Source organism: Undibacterium sp. Xuan67W (assembly GCF_049340165.1).
Classification (GTDB): Bacteria; Pseudomonadota; Gammaproteobacteria; order Burkholderiales; family Burkholderiaceae_D; genus Undibacterium.
Genome location: NZ_JBMPPN010000020.1, coordinates 15,182 through 36,743 on the forward strand (window position 1 = coordinate 15,182; position 21,562 = coordinate 36,743).

The following is a 21,562-nucleotide window of genomic DNA, read 5'->3' on the forward strand; positions in this document are numbered from 1 at the left end:
GTCATGGCACAGAAAGGCGAGCGCGGCATCCGCCAGAAACAGCGCGCATTGCGTAAAAAACCGCAATCGCCAGCACGTCCCCAGGCACCCGATCCAGCAAGCGCCAACCACTTGCGCGCCTACCAAAACGTCTTCCTCGAATGGACGCTGGTCACCGGCCTGTCAGAGCAAACCGCCAAGATCCGCAAGCAAGCCTTGGATGGTTTCATCCTCTGGTGTGATGAGCGCAGCCTGCAGCAACCGCAAGACATCACCCGGCCTATCCTGCAACGCTACCAAAGCCATCTGTATCACTACCGCAAGAGCAACGGCCAGCCGCTCTCATTCAATACCCAGGCCACCCGTTTGCATCCACTGGTCGCCTTCTTCAAATGGCTAGCCCGCGACAACCACATCCTGCACAATCCCGCGTCTGATCTGGTCTTGCCGAAACCACCACGCCAATTGCCCAAGCATTTAATGAGCGTGGCCGAGATCGACAGCATCCTCAATCAAGCCGACATCGAAACGCCTTCCGGCATCCGCAACCGGGCGATACTCGAAACCCTCTACAGCAGCGGCATCCGCCGTGCTGAACTGATCCATTTAAGTCTGTACGACATCGACACCGAACGCGGCACCCTGATGGTGCGGCAGGGTAAAGGGCGTAAAGACCGCCTCATCCCCATAGGTGCACGCGCCTGCGCCTGGGTCACACGCTATGTGCAGGAAGTGCGGCCGCAATTTGTACCAGCCCAAGAGCAGCAGCATCTGTTCATCACCGACTACGGTGAAGCCTTTGAAAAGAACCGCCTCTCCGACATGGTCAAGCTGCACATGAAATACGCCGGATTGAACAGCGGCGGCTGTCACGCCTTCCGGCATGCGTGCGCCACCCACATGCTGGAAAACGGAGCCGACATCCGCTACATCCAGGCCATCCTCGGACATGCCGAACTCTCGACGACGCAGATTTATACCCATGTCGCGATTGGCAAATTGAAAGCCGTGCATGCCTTAACCCATCCGGCGCGATTGCAGCGTCTTGGCGGCGATCAAAGTGGTGAGGTGGCGGGTAGTGAGGTGCACGATGAGAAAACGCTGCTAAGCGCACTAGAAGCGGAAGCAAATGAAGAAACAAGCGCAGAAACCAAAGGAGAAGCATGATGTTGCACATCGACGTAGACTTACCCAATGATTTGGCGTGGGCATTCGCGGAATTTTTAAAACGCGCCGGTTACGACGATTACCGGCAACGTGCCGCCAGTGAGCAAGAAGCGTATGACATGCAAAACGCCGCTGAAAAAATACGCGTCGCATTAGCAGAACAGGGCTATGCGCCGCGTTAAATAGCGATCGTTCATGCTCATGAATGCGCAATATTTAAAAACGGCCACGCAATGTCGATGCGCCTTCACAAGCATAAATGGCTTGTAGGGTGCATGGATAGTGCGTGTTCTCATTTGAATTTATGAAATCGGATACGCAAAACACCGCACGTAAACCGCTTGTCACACTCCTTGCAAGCCGTGCAGACGAGCTGAGCAGGTACACGGGGCAAGCACTGCGCCAAGCTAGCGCCAACCGTGATCGACGGTGACGGCTCCGGCGCACAAACAAGCTGGTCAGAATGAAGAAGCGCGCTCCTGCGTCGCTTGCGCCCGCGCTGCGCCGGCAGTCAGAAGACAGCTACGCAAAGGCACAGCCATTCCGGGGTAAATTGCTGCGCAATTCAACATAACGCGGCATTACGCAAAATCATCCCAGTCGTTACGCGTTGCTTCACTTGGTGTGACGACTTCGCGTAATGAGGCGTTATGTCTTACGCCCCTGCATGTCTGCCAGGCTATAGGTGTGCGCTTCGATGCGCAAGGAATTAGTCAGGGTTATTGGCGCGTGCTCGTGCCTCGCTTGCTGCTGTGCTTCGCCAGTAGTCAGGTGGCACGCAAGAACAAAACGCACGGCCACAACAGCCCGTCGCCGTGCTCACAACTCAGTCACTGTGCTCGCGTTCCGCCAGCACAGATCAACGGCAAACAAAAAACAGATCAGGGTTACGGTGCGTGCTCGTGCCTCGCATGCCGCCGCGCTTCGCCGGTAGTCAGGTGGGTAAAACTGCACGCTAAAAACCAACCCCAGCCAGCAGCGAAAGAAAAAACCCTTGCCATCACGCGTGCGCGCAAGCCAAAATACGTGTCTAGAAAAAATTTGCTTCAAAAGGGGAAACGGTCTTCTTACACGTCGCGCAAAGCCTTGATAGGTATAGAGAAAATGGTTGCACCTACGATAAAACTGTGTCGGGGCAAACACACTACAACTACTTTAGGGATTATGAGCCGACAACAGGGAGGTACGTACAAAGTGATCCGATTGGTTTGGGTGGCGGGATTAATACTTATGGGTATGTCGGGGGGAATCCAATCAGTAGCATTGATTCGTTTGGTTTAGCTAATGTTAATTTTGGAGGTGGATATACTGGTCGAGTTGATGCGGTTCCTAACACAGACATTTGGGAAATTCACGTGTTTGATCCAAAAGGAAATGAAGTTGGCATGTACAATCAAAATGAATGGTTTAATAAGCATGGACATGTCGGAGAGCCGGCTGGAATCCCAGATGAAGTAAGGAATCGTATTCGTGGTGAAGCATTAGATCAAATGAGGCGACGTGGCGCTGCACCTCCGAAAGGAAAAGCGAATATTAAAGGCATCTCATTATGTAAAATTCCCGGACTCAAAGTACTTGGCGTACTTGGGTGGGCTGGAACTTTTATGGATATTCATGAGATGGTTAAACAATATAATGAGCAAAATAAGCATGAAGATGAAATGGCTAAACAATGTGGAGCAAAGCCTGGATATGAATGTATTTAAAGTTTAAAAGTTGAATTTGAAAGCTATACGGAACGAAAAAATATGGAAATGAATTGGCATTGGTTTATGACTGTCGATTGCAACGGACGTTGGATTACAACAAATGGAAAAGCGCATCTTGAAACAACTAATGCAAATCTATTAGGATGCATGTGTTATCTAGATGAGTCCGACGGTACCGTTGAAATTTATGCGAAATTTACTGCTTATGTAAAAAATGATGGATCTATCGTTATGACCATTGAATCTGAAAAAGAGGACGTCCCATCATTTAACGTTTCTGGGGATTTTTTTAGTTCCGAAACAGATAATGGTCTTGCTTCTACCATTATTCTCACTGATGGAACAACGGTAATCGGATTTGCAAAACGTGAGAAATAAAGCAAGGTAACGTGGGCACAGCCTTTGTGCCCACGAGGATGATTAACGCGGTAGGCCGCAATCTTTGCGTAAGGCGTCAACGCGTAGCGATTGCACCATAAGAAATCTGTCTAGGCACCCCGCCAACACGCATATTCCATGCGCTTTTTGAAGCACACTGGCTCACGAGTCACATGGGATATGCGCCTTGGAAAGAGGTGTTTTGGATTTTTTATAACTGGGATCTGCAAGCAGCTCAGCAACAGCCCGCTACCGGCAAAAACCATGAGTTACAACCTGTCTAGTCTGCTAGCCGATGGCAAACTCAGCGCCACCTATACCGACTGTGGTCGTCTTAAAACCATCACCAACCCTGTCGGTAGCACCGATACTAACTCCGTAAGGTGCAATCTCTGCGTAGGGCGACAATGCGAAGCAATTGCGCCGTATGGAATGTGTCATATTCCAGCGATGCCAAATGACAAGCGTAAAGGTTTACCTCGAACTCAGCGTTTAAGATTACTCTCTCTTTTATAAAACAAAAAAGCCACTCCCTCCGGTAACCCGGATTCGGTTGGCATCGTGTTTCAGAATCAGGGATTCCAGCAGCACGCGCACAATGGCTTTCTCCTCTGGCGTGAACTGACTTAGCGCCTCAAACTGCAAGCGCAGCTCATCATCCGGGTCACGTTCGTGCTCCTCAAAGACAAGCGCATCTGCCTCACGCCTAACGCAACAGCGAGTTTGCGAATCACTTCCAAAGTGGGTTGTGTTTGGTCTGCCGCATAGCGACGAATCATCGTCACATGACAGCCGACCTGCTCAGGCAAAGCTGCCTGCGTCAATATGCGTTCCTTGCATAGCGCTGCCGCCGGTACCTACAGCCTCACCGCCAAAGTTACTGACGCTCAAGGCAACATCACCACCAGCAGTCCCGTCAGCCTCAGCGTCATCAACAACAGCGCCCCCAGCATCAGCCTGACCGCCAATCCGGCCAATGCCGCCGCCCCCGCACGATTCTGCTCGCCGCCACTGCCAGCGATAGTGACGGCAGCATTGCCAAAGTCGACTTCTACAGCAAAGACAACAGCAGCGGCACGACCCTCACCATCGCCACACTCACGCAAGCACCGTACAACACCAGCTGGAGCAATGTCGCCGCAGGCAGCTACAGCCTTAGTGCCAAAGCCACCGACAATCTGGGCGCCAGTACCACCTCCACCAGTGTGCCGGTGACGGTCACTGCGCATGTCCCGAAAGTGTATGATATCCAGAGTGACCATCTGAACACCCCTAGAGTGATTACAGACAGTACCGGCACGGAAGTATGGCGCTGGGATAGTGCGCCGTTTGGGGAGACGGTGGCCAATGAGAATCCGCAGAACACGGGGGTGGCGAATAACTTTAGTTTTAATCTGCGCTTCCCGGGGCAGTACTTTGATAAAGAGACTGGGCTGCACTATAACTACTTTAGGGATTATGAGCCGAGCACGGGGAGATACGTTGAAAGCGATCCTATTGGATTGGATGGGGGCATCAATACCTTTGGGTATGTGTTTGGAAATCCTGTAGCGCTGACAGATTCAATGGGGCTGCAATCTTACATGTGTAGCTCCGCAGGGCTATCTGCTTGGTGTGAACCTCCAAAGCCAAAATGTATTTCAAAAAAATGGGCGGATGGTATTTCTGGAGCTGCTGGCGGGGCTGTCGGTGGAGCCGTTGGTGGAGGCGGCTGGCCTGGATTTTTTGCTGGAGGAGTTATCGGCGGTATTGGATCATATTATGCATCAGGTAATGGAACTCCCTCTATATCTGCGGCTGGCGCTGGCGCTGGGGCAGGAGGTGCCATAGGATCAGGTTTGCCCGGAATCATTGGTGGAGTTATTAGTGGCGGGATGGGGAATTGGATGGGGGATGTTTCAAGTAGCAGCAATCCAAATACTGCTGGTGGAGCTGTTGGTGGAACTGTAGGCGGGATAGTCACCGGAATATTAACTAAAAAGGGTGGATTTAATTTTATCTTGAATGTCTATTCTGGGATTAAAGGTGGTGTTGTTGGTGGAATTACTCAAGATTTAGTAAATTTAATTTTATCAGGATATATATGTCCTCCTGAACCGGAGTGTAAAAAGTGAAACCATGAAAAAAACCGTATTTTTTTGTTTTTTGCCATATTGTATGGGAGTGTATTTGAAAATTATGTCAGAGATCCCATACAACGATTAGCTATTACTTATTCAGATTTTTTTTGGCAGTTGTGCTTTTACATTGGTTTCTCACCACTACTTATTTTATTGGCTTTAGCTGCAAACGCTTTTTTTGAAACAGTTGTCGATGAACCATTTAAATTTGGAGAAGGAAACACAAAAGCGCAAAATCTAATTGCGTTGTGGCGCGGAGAAAAAACTTTGCTAGAAGCATTCTGGAAATATCATGTTCCATATTTGTTTTTTAGTCTGTTCCTTGGGAGTTTTGCTTTTACAAGATGGCTAACAATGTCATTGTTAGAAAAAGCAATTCTGGGGTGTATTTTATTTATTGAGTCGCTAGTTTTTTTAACATTGTCTAGTGTAGGATCTTGGCGCAGTGCGGCCAATTATCGAGGGTCGAATAAATTTCAATCATTGGGGCGCTTTGGTATTGTATCAAGCGATATGTTGTTATGGTATTTGATTGCCAAATTGGCAATCATTATGTGATTAGCATAAATGGATCAAGTGAATTTTGCATTAGCAAGCGTAGGGTGCGTTCCATGCACCGATACAACTACGCAGAAATGATCCAACCCAGTAAGGTGTAATACTGATTGAAGTCAAGCGGATGCGGATTCTTTCATCGCCGGTTTCTGTTCCTGGGTAGCCATGAAGGGCGCGGGTAACCCGCGCTGCTAGTTCGTAATCGGGCCGCCGCCCCCGCAACAATCCTGCTCGCCGCCACTGCCAGCGATAGTGACGGCAGCATTGCCAAAGTCGACTTCTACAGCAAAGACAACAGCAGCGGCACAACCCTCCCCATCGCCACACTGACGCAAGCACCGTACAACACCAGCTGGAGCAATGTCGCCGCAGGCAGCTACAGCCTTAGTGCCAAAGCCACCGACAATCTGGGCGCCAGTACCACCTCCACCAGTGTGCCGGTGACGGTCACTGCGCATGTCCCGAAAGTGTATGATATCCAGAGTGACCATCTGAACACCCCTAGAGTGATTACAGACAGTACCGGCACGGAAGTATGGCGCTGGGATAGTGCGCCGTTTGGGGAGACGGTGGCCAATGAGAATCCGGCAGGCAAAGGAATATTCGCCTGTAATTTAAGATTTCCGGGGCAGTACTATGATAAAGAGACTGGGCTGCACTACAACTACTTCAGGGATTATGATCCGAGTACGGGTAGATACGTTGAATCTGATCCGATTAGATTAGAAGGCGGTATCAATACTTATGGCTATGTTGAGGGGAATCCTGTTTCGAATATTGATCCTCTTGGTCTTGCTACATATCTTTGCTTAGGTAAACCTGATAATTACGAACATGCGTGGGTGTGTGGGGATGACTATTGTAGTGGTTTCAATCCAGCACCTGAACCGTCCTCCTCAAATCTGGCGACAGCGATAGCTGCCGCTAGGGCAGTAACTACTGGAATACCTGGAAAATGGACTCCCGAAGAGCCTAGAAGTAAATATAAGACAGATCAATACTGTCAGGAAACGAAGCCACCAAAAACGTGTGATCAGAAAAAATTTGATCAATGCGTTAAGGATAAATCTAAGCCCGGTATTAAAGGACGTTATCACGTGGTAACGAATCAATGCATTGCTCAGGCAATGACGATTATTGGACAATGCATCTTAGAGTGCAAATAAGTATGTAATTTAAAAATAAATATTTGAATGATAAAGAGTGAAATGATTCGTCCAATAATTTACCTTACCCTTGCAATATTTATGATGGGCGATTTTCTCCGCGCGTCAGTTGGGGCATCAAGTTTCATTGCATTCACACATTTTGAATTGACCGCCGCTTGTGAGGTCTTAATGGTAGTCATTCTTCTGGTGATGACATATCAAAAGCTGCGTGCTGTGAAAGCGAAGAGTGTGCATTTCATCGTATTTTTTACAATTTGGGTTTTCATACTCGGGTTACTCATCAATTTTACGATGAGCTTAGAAAAGGAAATCGCACAGCATTGGGATAACCAAATTTTGCACCTTGTAAATGGCACTCGAGCAGACGATATCAATCAAGTAGATTGGAGTTCAAATACTCCTGCTTCTAGAAAGCTATGCGCAATAATTGGAAGGGAACAAATTAGACTATTTCCCGACATGCTCAGATACAATGTCAAATGTACACAACCAGACATATTATTAATTGTCACTCTATCTATAAGTACAGTTGAAGGCAAAGCTAACGCTTACGTTAAATTGCAAGATCAGTAAGACATACCCGCCCGTGGTCAGCCTCACCGCGCCGACCGCCAACAGCAGTGTCGCCGGCAAAGCCACCGTCACCCTGAGCGCCAGCGCCAGTGACACCGGCGGCAGTATTAGCAAAGTCGAGTTCTACAACGGCACAACACTCCTCAACAGCGACACCACCGCCCCCCCTACAGCTACAGCTGGGCCAATGCCGCCACTGGCACCTACAGCCTCACCGCCAAAGTCACCGACAGCCAGGGTCTCACCCAAACCAGCAGCCCGGTCAGTTTCCAGGTCAAAGCGATTACCACACCCCCGACGGCCAGTCTCAGCACACCGCAAAACAACGCTAGTCTGATCGCCCCAGCCACCGTCACCTTCAGCGCCAATGCCGCTGCCGTGGGAACAGGTATTCTCGGACGGCATAACGATTTGCCTTGGCATCATACAGCGCATGGTGATTTATCAAGTCCCCGAACAATGCGCGGCCTCTAAGTCATCGCTATAACGTTCTTGCTCCAAAGCTCAAGCGTGATCTAACGTTGTTCGAGCGGACATCGATAGAAGTCTAGACGATGCTAGAAGCAGACCTCGATGTCGATTTTTAATGCGAACGTCCGTTGGCACTTCTCGATACAAAACCTAAGAGAGTGATGATAACTACCGTAAAGAGGCTGAACGCCTTTTGTTATGTTCAACGATCCACTTGGAAGTATTAAGAAATATGGGTGACTAGGACTATAGTCGGCGATTATTCTAATCTACATTATGGCGATAATGTCACTTTTACGTAGCGGTAAATGCAGCAGAAACAGCTTCCCTGTTGCTGTCCTCGCCAGGTGCGTTGACTTCTATGAGGCCGCTGGCATGGCCGGCACTATGGCTATTCTAATTTGAGGAGTGGCTGCTGTCAGATCAATGGAAAGGGCATGAACCTTAAACAATCCTGCATCGGTAACATATACGACGCTCCGAGATGGTAGTTCAGGTGAAACGAAGTCTTCAGCTTCTGAGCGTTTGAGTACGCTTGGTGTTAAAGTATTAAGCCGACCTTGGCAAACCAAAATGGCATGCTAGGTTGAAGCGTAGGGGACTCTTTGCGGCTTGTCAGAGGACGCCATAAATGCGTGCACGCCGTGCGAAAGCTTCTTTTGCGCCTTCGAGAATTTTACAAGCTGCGTCTCGCGCAGTCGGGTCGTCAATGGAACCACGGGCGACGCTCTTTTGCTCTGCGCAGAACGGGGACGAAGGTATGGAAGATAAATTCGCTGTCGAGGTTATCCTCTGGTTGGTCAATGATCAACGGCCGCTTGCTGTCCGACGAAAGAATGAGCGCGAGCAGAACTGACTGTTGCTGACCTAGCGATAACTGCGAGAAGTCGCGCTTCACAACCGCGGTTCCGTCTGCCCCGCCTCCTTGGCGGGAAACCGTTAACCTTGGATAGTCGTCCACGTGACATTGCTCAAGTGAAGCTCGGACGGTAGCTTCACCTAGCTTGGCAATGATCTCTTCCGCCTCGGCTTTACCAAACTGTGGTGTGTCGTCGTCGGTGAGAATAGCAGTGACGTGCGCAACGCGCTTTTTCGCTACTGTTTCGAGTAAGCCTGGTACCGTCAAGCTTGAGATGAGCAGTTTCGCCTTTGCATGGCTTACAGTTCGCCAACCCAGTGCCGAAGCCACAATGCTAACCGCTTGTTCCGCGAAGCCGCTGTCAATATACTGCAGTTTCACGCGCAGGTCAGTCAATACTTCCCCCAATGCCTTCGTAGCCTTAGCGGCGTAACGTTGCCGAAGCTGTGCTACTTTTGCGCGTGCTGTCCAGCGCTGCGATAGCATAGTCGTGTATTCAGACTGCAAATGTTGCAGGTATGGTTCCCAGCTCTTTAATGTTGCCAAGGTTTGTTTTAGGGCGGCTTCGTCTGCTGTCAATTTGTTGATATGGGCCATATCTAACTTGACCCCTTGCTGCTCAAGCGCGCTGCGTTTCGCCTCGATCTCATCGCGAATCGGGCGTTCTTTCAATGCCCATGCCTCCATTTCGTGGACCGTCCTAATTTTAAAGGACTTGAACGATTCTTCCAGTTGATATTCAAGTTCCTCCGCTCGCGCCTTAAACGCGTCGACCAACTTCACGATGGTTTGCGTCTCAGTTATTCCTGTGTTGATATCATCCGCTGCTACGAAATCGCGTGCATCATCAATCAGTCCTACCACGGACTGGTTCATAATCATCTGACCAATTGCGGTGATACTCTTCACAAGTGAATCGCGCCGGCCCTTTTCATTCGCGAGGCTACGCTGTAACTGCATGATTTCGGCCCCTTTAGCAGCTTGGAAAGCCGTGAGTTGCTGCTGCACTGTAGCCAATGAGCGCTGTATTTGCGGGATCTGCGCAATCTGTTTTTCTGCCTTGAGAATTTCGTCGTACTTTTCGCTCAGGGATTGCACGGCCTCCGCTTCCTCAATCAAGGCATCATGCACACCCGTGAAGGTGTCAAGATATTTCATCAATGCGAGCGGATCTGTCTTCGCCTGCTCGCGGACGCGCGCTGCTTCGCCTTGGCTGAAACAATCAATGCCGAATACAACAGGACCGTCGAGGGCATCGTCGAGGTTTTCGATTTGGCCACCAATTGATCGGGATAGGCTATGCTCTTGACCAGCTTCGTCTTTCCAAAACAGATGCAGTTGGTTGGGCCATACCTCAGAGTCCACCATTTCGGCATTAGTCGGTGAGCCAACGAGACATCGTATAGCTTCGAAGGTTGTCGATTTTCCTGTTCCCCTACCGCCGATGATACAGTTTAGATTGCGGCTGAAATGAATTGCTTGTCGGTCCAAGAACCCGCCGCCGAATGCCGCGCCGAGCACAAACGGAGTCGTTTCGGGCACATCATCCTCCAACCGCACCCGCGAATCGTTTTCCTCCAAGGCATGTCGTAGACCGAGAAATGACGGTACAGTCATCTTGTAACGTGTGAGCTTTTGGTCGTTGCGCGCGTTCCGTCCCAATGCATTTGCGGTGTGAGAGTCGGAATTCAGGATACGAGCTAAATACTGACGCTCACCCAGTCCCAGCCTAGTGATGCGCTGCTTTCCGATTCCTACCCGCTTGGGCTCCACGTCGTCCTTTGTGTAGGAAACGGGGGATAGAGCAGAGTTCAATTCGATGCCAAGCAGCGCACGGTGACAAAGGATGTCGAGTTTGTGGGGCGACGCACCTGGATCGTTTGTTTCTAAGCCGTTTCCGCCGTCGATATGAGCCAAAACCCCAAACCCGTTTTGTTCCTCAATCAAATCCAGGCAACGGGTCATATTGGTTCTACAACGGCTATTCTGAGTACCTCGTTCAGATAAATCTAGTCGGCCATGGAACTGCTCAAGTGCCTCTATGGAAGGGAAGTAGCACAGTAAATGCCCTTCAGGTGTAGACAACTCGACTGCAGGAATTACAGACAAGCCGACAGTCGATCCTGCGGCCAAGGCGGCGCGCACGTTCGAGATTTCGTTATGGTCAGCTATCGCGATGATATCTAGCCTTTCCGCAGCAGCAGTGTCGATGATTGCTTGCACTGTCATTCCAGGATCCTTGACATCGTGAGACCCACCATAGGAATGAATATGCAAATCACCACGATAAAAGAGTGCTCCACAGGTGAGGGCGGAGCATTCAGTCAGTTTTTCCGTCATAACGCAGTCCAATGGGCGCCTATGGCGCAGGAAGATGAATGTTTCATAACAATACCATTGTTATGAATGATTATCGGATGGAATAGTTGGACATCAACAACAAATGTTGAGCGGACAAATTCGATTTTTTTGTTAGAAGGAAAAGGGACTGGCGTGCCGCGTAAATCAGGGAAAGAAAACTGGGTTCAGGCAGCAATAACAGGAGCATTGGAGGTTTACTGTAGTACAGGCGGACGGCCACAATTTCGCCAATTTCCGCCGTTTGCCAATCAACAAGGCGATCGCATGCGCCAGTATTGCGGTGATTTGATCGGCATCCTAGACAATGCTCGTACTATTTTGCTGGAGATTAAAGAGCGCGAGTGCCGATACAACATGCTCAATGAATTTAATCAGGAGCAACATGAGTACAATCTGCGGTTCGAAGACTTAGGCGTTCCGTTCGGGTACGCTTACAACCAAACACTAGAGTCTGACTTGGAGTACAACAAATTTCCGCGTGAGGTCAATTGGCCAGAGATCACGCTTAGTCAAATCAAGCGCGCCACGCCGCATGAGCTTCCTGGTAAATGCCCAAATGTTCATGAGCATAAAACACTCCTGGACTGACTGCAGAATGGTAGTGGCAGCGACATTACTGATCTCATTGGAAGAATGCAAGGCGCGATAAAGTGCCCAGGAGATCTCCGGAACGGCGTCTTAATCCTTTTGTACGGTGTTTCGGAAAATGTCGTCACGACTCTTAGTTCCTCGCAATTGCTGGAGGTTGTGAGCTGCGTCAGCAATAACAGCACGTTGAAACAGAAACATATAGTTAAGCTCCAACGCATTCTGGGCGCTCAGTCCATGCTATTCAACGGATTTCTTGCTTAACCGGCGAATCCGATTGTTTCGTCAACACCTGATCGCAATGACTACGACGATTTCTCCCCCTAGGAGAAACATGCCGTTAGTGCTGTTTATGTAGGAAGTGGGCCGGCTACCATCGACACAGTCTATTGGAAGCCAAGATGAGATGTTTCAAGCTGCTTGACTAACGGGTGATGGCGGGGCATTTTGCCTATCAGGTAGCTGAGTTGCAAGTGCGTAAAGCCATTACAGTACATAAAAGATGATTCAGTGAACGACTCGGGGAATCGCCGATGACGGAGGAAGGTTTGGTTTACGTTGGTCCAAATTAAAATGTATCCGGCTAGTAACGGTGACGCATTCCTTTTGCGTAGCACCGGCGCCGAAAAAACTGCGATTTTGATAGATGGCGGATTCGGTAAGACCTTCCATGAGTTCATCAAGCCAGACCTTTCGGATCTTGTGCGATCCGGCTATAGCCTCGACTTGGTCATTGCCTCGCACATTGACGAAGACCATGTGGTTGGTCTACTCGAATTCTTTAAGTTCAACGGTAATTCGGCCACGCCAGCATTGATACCTGTCGGCACGGTTTGGCATAACAGTGTCAGAGGACTTTCCGCGCCGGCCACCGTCACTGACAAAGGTGATCTCTCAATATTAACGACGGCGGCAGGTAGCGGCTATCCGGCGACTTCAGGAGCATCAGGCATCAAGGAAGTAAGCGCGGCACAAGGCAGCTCGCTTGCCGCGCTCCTACTGGCAGGGCAATACCATTGGAATGATGGAGATGGCTGTTCCTGTATTGTGACAGATGTCGCTGCAGCTAGTAGGAACTTTGGGGCGGCTAGGGTCGACTTACTGGGGCCGCAGAGAGTCCGATTGACTGAGTTAGAAAGTTGGTGGAAGTCGCAGCTCAGAAAGAAAGGCTTTTCTGGAAAGATTGGTGCGGGAAAGTTCTTTGATGATGCGTTCGAGTTCCTGTCCGCGCGAGCCGATCTGCTTACTCGAATGGCACCCAGAATTAAGGAAATTAGCTCCTCGACTGCACCAGTGGAACTTGCTGATTCCTACTCACCGGACAAATCGATTACGAATGCGAGTTCGATTTCAGTTTCCATAACAATGGATGAGAAGTCGATTTTGTTTTTGGGCGACTCGCTAGCCGAAGACCTAGTCGACGTTCTCAAGAGGCGAGCTGTGCCTGGAGAGAAACTCTGGTTCGACGCTGTTAAGATTTCTCATCATGGCAGCGTTCACAACACTAGCCCAGAGTTGCTAGCTCTAATCGATTCGGATACCTACTTCATTTCCGGCAATGGCGATAAGCACCATCATCCTGATTTCCCAGTACTTAAGGCTATCGTCGACCGTGCGGCGTCGTTTGAGCGCTCTCTCTACTTTAATTATTCCACTCCCGCTTCAAGACAACTACAAAATTACCGGTCTGAGGCCGGCGCAGGGTTCAAGGTTCACGAAGGTTCGACGGATTGGCTTACTCTTCTTTAAAATTTTATGCTCGAAAATTTGATCAAACTCGCAACTTGCAAAGTCAGGTGTGGTATTCAAGAAGGGACCGGCCAACTGGTCACTCCGACGTCTGTCTTAACAGCGCGTCATTGTGCACAGTCAGCCTTCGACACAGGCGAGTCGGTTACGCTCTCGTTTTTCATCGATGGTGAGCAGCGGGATGTCTTGGCGACCGTTATCGCTGACGCCCCCGAGTTCGACGCCTGTTTGTTGCAGCTAAGCGAGTCGATCGATATTCGTCCCATACCTTTGAGCGCAGACTTGCCAGATGAGGGTATCGCTTGGATGTCGTTTGGGTTTCCGAAACTAAAGAACAACATCGGCCATCGTGCAAATGGCACAGTGTCCCAAATGCTGCTCGCGCTAAACGAGAAAATGGATATCGACCTTTCGGTTGAATCCAGCGTCACTCTGTCCAACTATGAAGGCATGTCTGGTGCGGGAGTGTTCATCAATGGCGTGTGCAAAGGACTAGTTAGGCTCGAAGTTGACCTGGGCCTAGGGGCAATCTCTGTGTCCCAAATGCGGGATTTTTTAGTTGAGCACGATGTTCCCGTTCTCATTAGCGACAATCACGATGCCGGAGATGAACCTAGGTTGAAACTGGCCCCACGTACAGTATTCGCAACTGAGTTTGAGAGCGCATTGATAGCTGCAGCTGGTGGCTATATTTTCCTTGAGGGGGCACACGGGATTGGCAAAACAACGTTTTGCAGCACCTTCAAGCCGCAGTCTGAAAATCTAACCGTGCTAGGTGCATACAGCCTAACGGCTGAAGCAGAAAGTCTTGGAGCGGCGCAGAAAGCTCAGCCGGAGGTGTTCGTGCGCTGGCTTGAAACCGTAATCGCTGAACTTCTAACTAGCAAGCCTGAACGTAATAGTGAAAGGACCTACGCACAATTAATTGAGTTATGCTCTTCGATGCTTCGAGAGTTTGGTTCGTTCTGTGGGCAACAGGGGAAGCAAGGCATCTTGTTTATAGACGGTGTGAACGAGGCCCAAGCCGCAGGTGCGGATGCACTTGCACGGCTGATAGGTTTGCTTCCGACTAGCCTGCCAAGCACAGTGACGATTGTACTGACTGCTCCCAATTTCAGTGTCGTCGCGCCGGTACTTACTGGCCGGGTTCGAAGCGAAGCTGTAGTCGCCTTGCCGTTACTTACGGATGAAGTGGCGAGGGAATACTGTGTATCACATCCCGCTCTGAAAGGCGCGTCTTCAGCATTGGTGGCCGGTATTTGCGCCAAGGCCAAGGGGCATCCGCTGTACCTCCGTTATGTCATCGAATACGTTGCCGTCTCAGGTGAACACGAAACCCTAGACGATTTTCCAGATTTTTCGGGAATCATTGAGGACTATTACGAGGTACTGTGGTCGCGCCTGCAGTCAGATGCCGATGCAGTCGCTCTTCTCGCCACTATGGCTCGACTTCGCACCGGGATACCGCTCGAAGAATTCACGTTAATTTTGAGCCAGCCAGAAAAGAGCGCGTTCGTTAGTGTCATCTCTCGTATTTGGCATTTATTGTTGCGACCATCTGACTCGACGATCTACCACCCGTCTTTCGGAAATTTCCTGATATCGAAGACTATTTTTATTGAGGCGGCGACCCATGAAAGGGTAGGGGACTTCTGTAGCCGGCACCCTGAAAAAAAGTACTGCATCATCAATTTGGTCTTCCACCTTCTGCGCTCAAACGATGCTCATCGCGCATTAGCCATTTCAAGATGTACGCAGGAATGGGTGGACAGCTGCGTCACCTTTGGCGCTGAAGCCGACACTCTGCTTTACGATGTCGATGAGGTCATCGCAGTCGCGGCGGAAAGCGCACGTGCAGTTGATGTGGTTCGAGTATTGCTGCTTTCGCAGCGGATGAGATTTAGATACAACGTACTATTCGCCCAATCTGCTGCACAGGTAGCGGAAGCGCTGATTGCTCTTAACCGTCCAGACGATGCATACAGTCACGTGGTGCGTTTTGGGGTCCTGGCCTGTCCAGTCGACGTCGCCCTCCGCCTCGCCTATGATTTGATTCAGAGCGACTCCAAACAAGTTGCCCTTCGACTGTTGACGCTTACGTACGACAAGATCTCAGAATCGTATGAAGCTTCCGAGATCTCAATCATCGATTACTTCACTTTGGTGGAGCTTGATCTGCGTTGCTTATACCTCATGCATCGCGCGGATGGGATGCTGAGGGAGCAGCAATTGCATGTAACACTTCGTAATGCTATGCAGACCATAAAAGCAACATTTTCTGATAGCGAAAGTGCTGCGCAATCTGCGATGCGCGGTGTTCTTGCTTCACTGTTTAGTACGATCATTACACTTGGAGCGCAATACAGCAGCCTGCTCCGATTTTACCGGTCTCTAGGTGAAGCACCAGAAAAACTCCTAGACATATTTGCGGTTACAGTTCTTAAAACTGCAGACCTGAGCAAAGAATATCGCATACCCATTGCGAATTGCTGTCCACCCACGATTTTCAAAGAGATGGAGGTGTTGTCGACGGCAGGCATGGAGGTCCACAGTGAATACATTTTGAATCTTCTGGATGTGCTCATTCGATGCGGCGCGCCGGTTGATCTCATTGAAAAACTTGCAACAGGGCAATCAGCTATCGCGTCAGGGCATCTTGCGCTGAAAGATAAGGATGGAGTTAACTTTGACTTTGACGAATGGTTCCAAGCCACGCGTGAATGGAGAGTCTCGTCATTTCTGACGATTGACGATGAGTGCCCACAAGTAAAGGCTTTCACCAATAACGAGTGGGCTAGCACTTTCGACGGTTTAGTACGTGTACTGTCCTGGTGTGAGGGGAAAGCGATTCGCGCGATAGCGGACAAGGACGAGGTGCAGGCCCAATCTATCTTGGAATTAATTCGGGAGCGGGTGTTGAATCCCCTGGAATTTACGCTCGCACAGAGGGTTGAGTGGGAGCGTAGCTATTTTATTCCTGAAGACCTCGTCCCACTCATATATGAAAGGATAGTTGAAATCTATTTGGTCTGCTTCCCGGGCGAGCTCGGGAAGCTACTTCAGATACTCCGTGCGCGGATGCCGAGCCAATGCGGTGTCTACTCCGAAGGTTTTATAAGAATACTGGATTTGATTGTCGAATCGATCGCCGTGCATGGGGCGTCGGATGAGGTAGCCGACGGCGCATTTGAAATACTGAAATATCGGAAGGACTATGTCCTTCGGAATGTAAAGAACCGACATGAATTAGTTCCAGAACTCTTGCGAATCATTCCTGCGCTTGTCCACTGCGACGCCAATGAATTAGCAAGTTCAGTCTATCAACAAATGCTAAATGTCTCGATGGGGCCCTCTTGGTATAAGGAGGATCAATTTGGACTGCTGAATTCGGCTGTACGTAGCGCCCCGCCATCATCGGACCTCGTCAAGCTTCTGCCACAAGTGGCCGGATATCTTGAGGCGGCAAGTGGCGAGATGACGTTTCAGCGATTCGTACGTTATGACAAGTCCGCATTTTTGAAAGGGTTGTTCGAGCACGGATATTCAGTCAATGGCGCCAATTACTTCAAGCGGCAAACTTGCGGAGAAATAAAGGATCTGTTTGCTGAGGCCAGTCAAGGAGATATGGACAGAGCCGGCCCGTTCGCTGGCGGGCGATATCCGGGCATGGCTCTCGATGAGCAAGCCTCGATTCTCGATATGGTGAGCGGTGCTAGCTCTGCGGACTGGCGTATTCGTTGGGCGCTTTTAGAGGTCTATCAATATGGCGATGAGCGCCATGTTCCTACCTATGCGAATGAGTACGCGAAATTACTCAATACTCATGAGGCTAATACAGTTGATTTTGCAGACGCGCTGGAACGACTTAGCTTACTGATTACTGAGGAACTACCGCAGAAGGAGCAGTCGAATTTTGTGGCTGAGTTCATGGTAGCGCTGGCGCCTAAACATGCGCAAACGGTAGCTGCAGCGCTCGCAAAATTGGAAATTCCTACGGACCCCGCTGCGAAAAAAACTCAAACTCGCTCTGAGCACAAAGAACCAGTCACTAATGAAGGCATCACCGTAGGAAAGCCTGATCGTGACTTTGTTATTCCTGGTCGCGTCGGCACTAGCTCCTCGTATCGCGCCGCTGCTGCTCTATTGGCGCAAGCGCAATCCCAGCTGGGTCGTGGAAACGCGAGGAAGGCACAAGACCTGGCGGTTCAGGTATTGCGCCAAATCCAAATGGGGAGCGGTTCAATTTGGGCCGGAGAGTTCAACGATGGAGAGGTGAGGCGGGCACAAGAAATCCTGCTTTCAAACTCAAAGACCGCTGACGAGCTGGTTTCCCACTACGGCTCATTGATTCTAAGCGAAGATCACGTTGCTCGATGGCGTGTTGCAGAGCATCTGATAGAGGCAATTGCACCAATTGCTACTGCGGCTGAATCGATGAATGTGGTCCGGTGCGCGATTGAGCATGTGGCACTAATTGTCGGCGATGCCGCACCGCAAATCTCTGAATACGGATTCTTGTCGACCGAGACTAGAAGCGACGTATCCGATGTCTTGTTTGATTTGCTGCTTTGGCTCACTGACCATCCTACTTGGCTCCGTAGAGAGAAAGCTGGCGAGATGCTGTTCTGGATTCTTAATAGGTCCGATCAATATTTGAAGAAAGCCGTTGAGGCTGCATTTTCAATGACACCCGGATTCGCCGGCGATGTAGTTGGTGGAGTTCTGGACTGTATTTCTCGTAGGAAGCCAGTTCAATTCTGGGATGCTCTAACTTCGACTATAACAGTATCTGATGTGGTTACTAAGTTGAGGCACGTAGGTCGGATTTCAACGCTACTTAACTTTGCTGAGCATAGCGCGGAACGAGGTTCGACCAGCGCGATGGAAGCTTGCAAAGAAATCCATTCAATCTTAAATGCAGCGGAAAATTCGGAGGTGAAGAGCGTCGGCGGAGCGTTGAACTTACCGGAGTGGGCAGATAGTATTCGCGAGCCCTGGCAGAAATTGCAGAAAATGGGTGTTGTGGACGGGCTAACTCTATCCAGGTTAGTTGAAAGCATGGGGAGCATGTGCCTACCTCTTGATGTGCAAATCGCGTGGCTGCTCGAACGCCAAGTTTCTAAGAGCTTCGGCGTGCTCGACGAGGTGCCAATGAGTCGTTGGGGAGGGAAGGCTCGCTTCGCATTAGGCTTGGCCGTCTTGCCAAACGTGACTTCCAAAAACATCAATTCTGTCGCAGCTGTACTGAGGGTCTGCAACCCTTCATCAATGGCCGACACGCGTCAGGCGAGCAACACATTAAGATCATTGGCCATCCGCGTGGGGCTCGATGAGCGTACAACGGCAGCGATTACCGGTTTCGGCAGCGAATATTTTTTGCATTACCGTGAGATATTCCAGCACCAAGGCAGAATGCAAACCATCGAGATTACAGCCGTGATGACGTCAGATTACGACGGACACAATGTGAAACTACCAACCGATGCAGCGTTGTTTGACTCCTTCGAATTGGCTGCTGCCCACGTTGACTTGGGCACCCACGACACTTGCTATCGCGTTAGACCAAAGGCTGGCTTTTTAGGCACCTTCACCCCGGCATACCCCCAGCCCGGGTTCGTGAAGTTACTAGGCGCGGCGGAGGCGGATTTTTCAAGAGTGAACTGGAAACACGGTAGATCGGCCGAACGGGACACGCAGGGGCTGCCTATTTACGAGGGTAGTATGCTTACAATAAAACGCAGTGCTGTGCGGCGAATTCGACCTGGTTGGGGGCTCGCATGGATAATATCTTTGAACGGAAGGCACTTGGCGTCAATTAGAGATAATTTTAACGAGGGAAAAAGATAAGATGAACATTCGCCCTATAGACACCCCTGAGACTAGGGAAGAATTCGAGCGCCGTTTTCATTTAACCGCTGAGCGTTTGCTTACTGGTAAGTTGAAGGTGATGCGAGGCGTCGGAACCGGCCTAGAGCGAGTTCGATTTCTCCCGAATGGCCGCATTGATCTTCTAAGCATAGATGAGAGCGCTCGGGTAACAGCAAATACAATGGCAAATTTTACAGACGAATTTAAGGATATCATTCAGAAGGGCATGTTAGGTGATGATTCGGTTGAGTGATTGGAGTGCACCTGTGGCTATCCTTTGCTGCGACCGGAGGGAGGGCGGTAGTTGAGTGGGAGGTCCATATTGAATTGGCTTTAGAGCCGTGAAAGCTCATCTTTGAGTCTTCGACGATCCGAAAAACAGCTGGTCCTGCTTTGACAATGGATCTCGCAAATAAACGTTCCTTCAAAACGCGCTCATCGACAGAAAGTTGCCACTTTGCGGTCCTGAACAGGCGATTAGAGCCGACGTAGAGGTGCAGCACGAAGAACTCAGTTTCCAGGGCTCGCTGAGGCGCTGCGCTGACGGCAGTGCACTGCTCATTTGCAGCCGTACTATTCCCAAAGCTAGAGATTCTTTGCCGGCCAAGCACCAAGAGCAGTAATCTTCGGGAAAAGATTTGGCGCGAAATTGGATAGCGAGGATCGACGCCAAAAATCGGTGTCCGCGATTTCACCAATTTACCTTGTGGTTCTTCTCCGTCGCTGCGTGTCGCTCATCATCAACTGCATGCAAATAAATATCAGTGGTGCTAATCGATGAATGGCCTAAATTATCGCGAACGAATAATAAGTCAACATTGCCATTCGCCATATCTGTGGCCGCGGTATGTCGCAACCAGTGGGCGGAAGCCGCCATAATCCGGTCGGCATCAGCCTGAAAATCTTCACCCTTCATCCTTACCCGCGCCGCGGTTTGTTCGAACACCTTCTTGATAATCGCATGCAGGCCGCCGCGGGTAAGTTGACGCCGCCGGTCGCCAATTGGAAGCAGAAGAGGGGTTTCTTCGCCGGGAATCGGCGCCGCACTCAAGCCCTTTTCGCGGCGGTAGCGCGCAAGTTCCACCATCAATTCGCTGGTCGCTGGCACAATCCTCAGCACACCGCCTTTGCCCAGGATCTCCAGCCACCACTGATTGTCGCCGTCTTTATCTTGGCGACGCAAAAAGCTGCCCATCGAGTTTTCGACGATCTCACTGATACGCAAACCGCAGATATACATCAGTGAAAACAGCCAGCGCATTCGAAAATAGTGCTCCCGATGTCTGTCGGTCTCCTTGGGCATTTGCTCAATAGTCTGTTTCACTTCGCTCCACAATCTGTCTTCGAGAAACCTGGTTACACGACGATTACTCTTTTTGCTTCTCTGCCGCGAGAGCGATAGTGGGTTACCTGCCAAATAGCCGGCATTGACCAGCCAAGAGAATAAAGTATTCAAGATGATGAACGCCTGACGCCGGCTGGAGGAGGAGAGCGGTCCTGCAAATGGTCGCCATTCAGGATGGGCGCGCGCAAATTTTCGGCCGTCGCGCATGACCCAGCGAACTGCCGGCTGCGGGTTTTCCAGGAAAACTTGATACATCAACAAATCTTCGTGAGTCAGAGACGATAGTGCTTTGCCTAATTGGAGCGTCGACCATAACAGCAGACGCTCGGCTTCCTTGCGATAGTTATCAAAGGTCGTTTTCGTATCATGAAAGCGCGCGAGCCAAGCCTTGATCGCGTCGATGTCGTTGGTGGCGGCGATTTGGGGGCGATTGCCAGAGGCACGGTTGGACCCGTAGCTGCCGTCCAGTTCGACGGATAAGGCCACATATTCCAGTGGAGCGGGGCCGACGGCAGCCGGCAAGACGGCGTTTTGATCGTTCATTTTGGTAGCGACGCGCAAAGCATAGGATACCTTATTTTAATCGACATTATATAAATAATGTCATAATTTATAGAATAAAAACACGATACGCAACGTAATATGTTATATTACTGATTAACATTATTGCT

Annotated in this window: 15 protein-coding genes and 5 pseudogenes; 15 read left to right on the forward strand and 5 right to left on the reverse strand. The window is 50.1% G+C overall.

What is annotated here, in order from left to right:
• Nucleotides 1-3: 3 nt before the first annotated feature.
• The 4 genes and pseudogenes from xerC to ACO0LE_RS16110 all read left to right on the forward strand — a co-directional run bounded on the left by xerC (nt 4) and on the right by ACO0LE_RS16110 (nt 3,233).
• Complete coding sequence (gene xerC, locus ACO0LE_RS16095) at nt 4-1,146, forward strand: site-specific tyrosine recombinase XerC (RefSeq protein ID WP_422961360.1); 1,143 nt, start codon at nt 4-6, stop codon at nt 1,144-1,146.
• Entirely contained in the window at nt 1,146-1,328 is a 183-nt protein-coding gene (locus ACO0LE_RS16100) for a DUF7706 family protein (protein WP_422961361.1), read from the forward strand. The genes xerC and ACO0LE_RS16100 overlap by 1 nt, the downstream gene beginning before the upstream one ends.
• Before the next feature lie 921 nt (nt 1,329-2,249).
• A pseudogene (locus ACO0LE_RS16105) lies at nt 2,250-2,852 on the forward strand (RHS repeat-associated core domain-containing protein); the annotation flags it as partial.
• A gap of 42 nt (nt 2,853-2,894) precedes the next feature.
• Nucleotides 2,895-3,233 carry a hypothetical protein gene (locus ACO0LE_RS16110; protein WP_422961363.1) on the forward strand — a complete coding sequence of 113 codons (339 nt, stop codon included), beginning with the start codon at nt 2,895-2,897 and terminating at the stop codon, nt 3,231-3,233.
• Between the two features lie 288 nt (nt 3,234-3,521).
• Here ACO0LE_RS16110 and ACO0LE_RS16115 read toward each other — a convergent pair whose 3' ends face one another.
• Nucleotides 3,522-3,674 (reverse strand): hypothetical protein, encoded by a 153-nt coding sequence (locus ACO0LE_RS16115; RefSeq protein WP_422961364.1) that lies wholly within the window; start codon nt 3,672-3,674, stop codon nt 3,522-3,524.
• Between the two features lie 185 nt (nt 3,675-3,859).
• A complete protein-coding gene (locus ACO0LE_RS16120; protein WP_422961413.1) occupies nt 3,860-4,018 on the reverse strand; it encodes a hypothetical protein in 159 nt (52 codons plus the stop codon).
• 249 nt (nt 4,019-4,267) lie between these two features.
• On the opposite strand from ACO0LE_RS16120, the pseudogene ACO0LE_RS16125 reads away from it, so the two are divergent.
• The 7 genes and pseudogenes from ACO0LE_RS16125 to ACO0LE_RS16155 all read left to right on the forward strand — a co-directional run.
• Nucleotides 4,268-4,336, forward strand: a pseudogene (locus ACO0LE_RS16125) (hypothetical protein); the annotation flags it as partial.
• Nucleotides 4,337-4,573: 237 nt separating this feature from the next.
• The gene (locus ACO0LE_RS16130) at nt 4,574-5,347 is read left to right on the forward strand and encodes an RHS repeat-associated core domain-containing protein (RefSeq protein WP_422961365.1); all 774 of its coding nucleotides are present in this window, start codon (nt 4,574-4,576) and stop codon (nt 5,345-5,347) included.
• A gap of 24 nt (nt 5,348-5,371) precedes the next feature.
• Entirely contained in the window at nt 5,372-5,911 is a 540-nt protein-coding gene (locus ACO0LE_RS16135; RefSeq protein WP_422961366.1) for a hypothetical protein, read from the forward strand.
• A gap of 260 nt (nt 5,912-6,171) precedes the next feature.
• Nucleotides 6,172-6,240: pseudogene (locus ACO0LE_RS16140) on the forward strand (hypothetical protein); the annotation flags it as partial.
• 108 nt (nt 6,241-6,348) lie between these two features.
• Entirely contained in the window at nt 6,349-7,074 is a 726-nt protein-coding gene (locus ACO0LE_RS16145; RefSeq protein ID WP_422961367.1) for an RHS repeat domain-containing protein, read from the forward strand.
• A gap of 42 nt (nt 7,075-7,116) precedes the next feature.
• Nucleotides 7,117-7,650: a hypothetical protein gene (locus ACO0LE_RS16150; protein ID WP_422961368.1), complete on the forward strand. Its 534-nt coding sequence runs from the start codon at nt 7,117-7,119 to the stop codon at nt 7,648-7,650.
• Nucleotides 7,651-7,663: 13 nt separating this feature from the next.
• Nucleotides 7,664-7,771, forward strand: a pseudogene (locus ACO0LE_RS16155) (Ig-like domain-containing protein); the annotation flags it as partial.
• A 2-nt stretch (nt 7,772-7,773) separates the two neighbouring features.
• On the opposite strand, the gene ACO0LE_RS16160 reads toward ACO0LE_RS16155, so the two are convergent.
• Complete coding sequence (locus ACO0LE_RS16160) at nt 7,774-8,076, reverse strand: hypothetical protein (protein WP_422961415.1); 303 nt, start codon at nt 8,074-8,076, stop codon at nt 7,774-7,776.
• A gap of 660 nt (nt 8,077-8,736) precedes the next feature.
• Nucleotides 8,737-11,320: pseudogene (locus ACO0LE_RS16165) on the reverse strand (TrlF family AAA-like ATPase).
• A 66-nt stretch (nt 11,321-11,386) separates the two neighbouring features.
• Here ACO0LE_RS16165 and ACO0LE_RS16170 point away from each other — a divergent pair.
• From ACO0LE_RS16170 to avs1c, 4 genes are all read left to right on the forward strand, one after another.
• Nucleotides 11,387-11,929, forward strand: a complete 543-nt coding sequence (locus tag ACO0LE_RS16170; protein WP_422961369.1) for a hypothetical protein — start codon at nt 11,387-11,389, stop codon at nt 11,927-11,929.
• Nucleotides 11,930-12,502: 573 nt separating this feature from the next.
• Complete coding sequence (gene avs1a / locus ACO0LE_RS16175) at nt 12,503-13,678, forward strand: AVAST type 1 anti-phage system MBL fold metallo-hydrolase Avs1a (protein WP_422961414.1); 1,176 nt, start codon at nt 12,503-12,505, stop codon at nt 13,676-13,678.
• Between the two features lie 6 nt (nt 13,679-13,684).
• Nucleotides 13,685-19,525, forward strand: a complete 5,841-nt coding sequence (gene avs1b / locus ACO0LE_RS16180; protein WP_422961370.1) for an AVAST type 1 anti-phage system protease Avs1b — start codon at nt 13,685-13,687, stop codon at nt 19,523-19,525.
• A 1-nt stretch (nt 19,526) separates the two neighbouring features.
• Nucleotides 19,527-19,799 (forward strand): AVAST type 1 anti-phage system protein Avs1c, encoded by a 273-nt coding sequence (gene avs1c / locus ACO0LE_RS16185; protein WP_422961371.1) that lies wholly within the window; start codon nt 19,527-19,529, stop codon nt 19,797-19,799.
• A 438-nt stretch (nt 19,800-20,237) separates the two neighbouring features.
• Here the strand turns inward: avs1c and ACO0LE_RS16190 are convergent, their stop codons facing one another.
• The gene (locus ACO0LE_RS16190) at nt 20,238-21,434 is read right to left on the reverse strand and encodes a tyrosine-type recombinase/integrase (protein ID WP_422961372.1); all 1,197 of its coding nucleotides are present in this window, start codon (nt 21,432-21,434) and stop codon (nt 20,238-20,240) included.
• Nucleotides 21,435-21,562 lie beyond the last annotated feature (128 nt).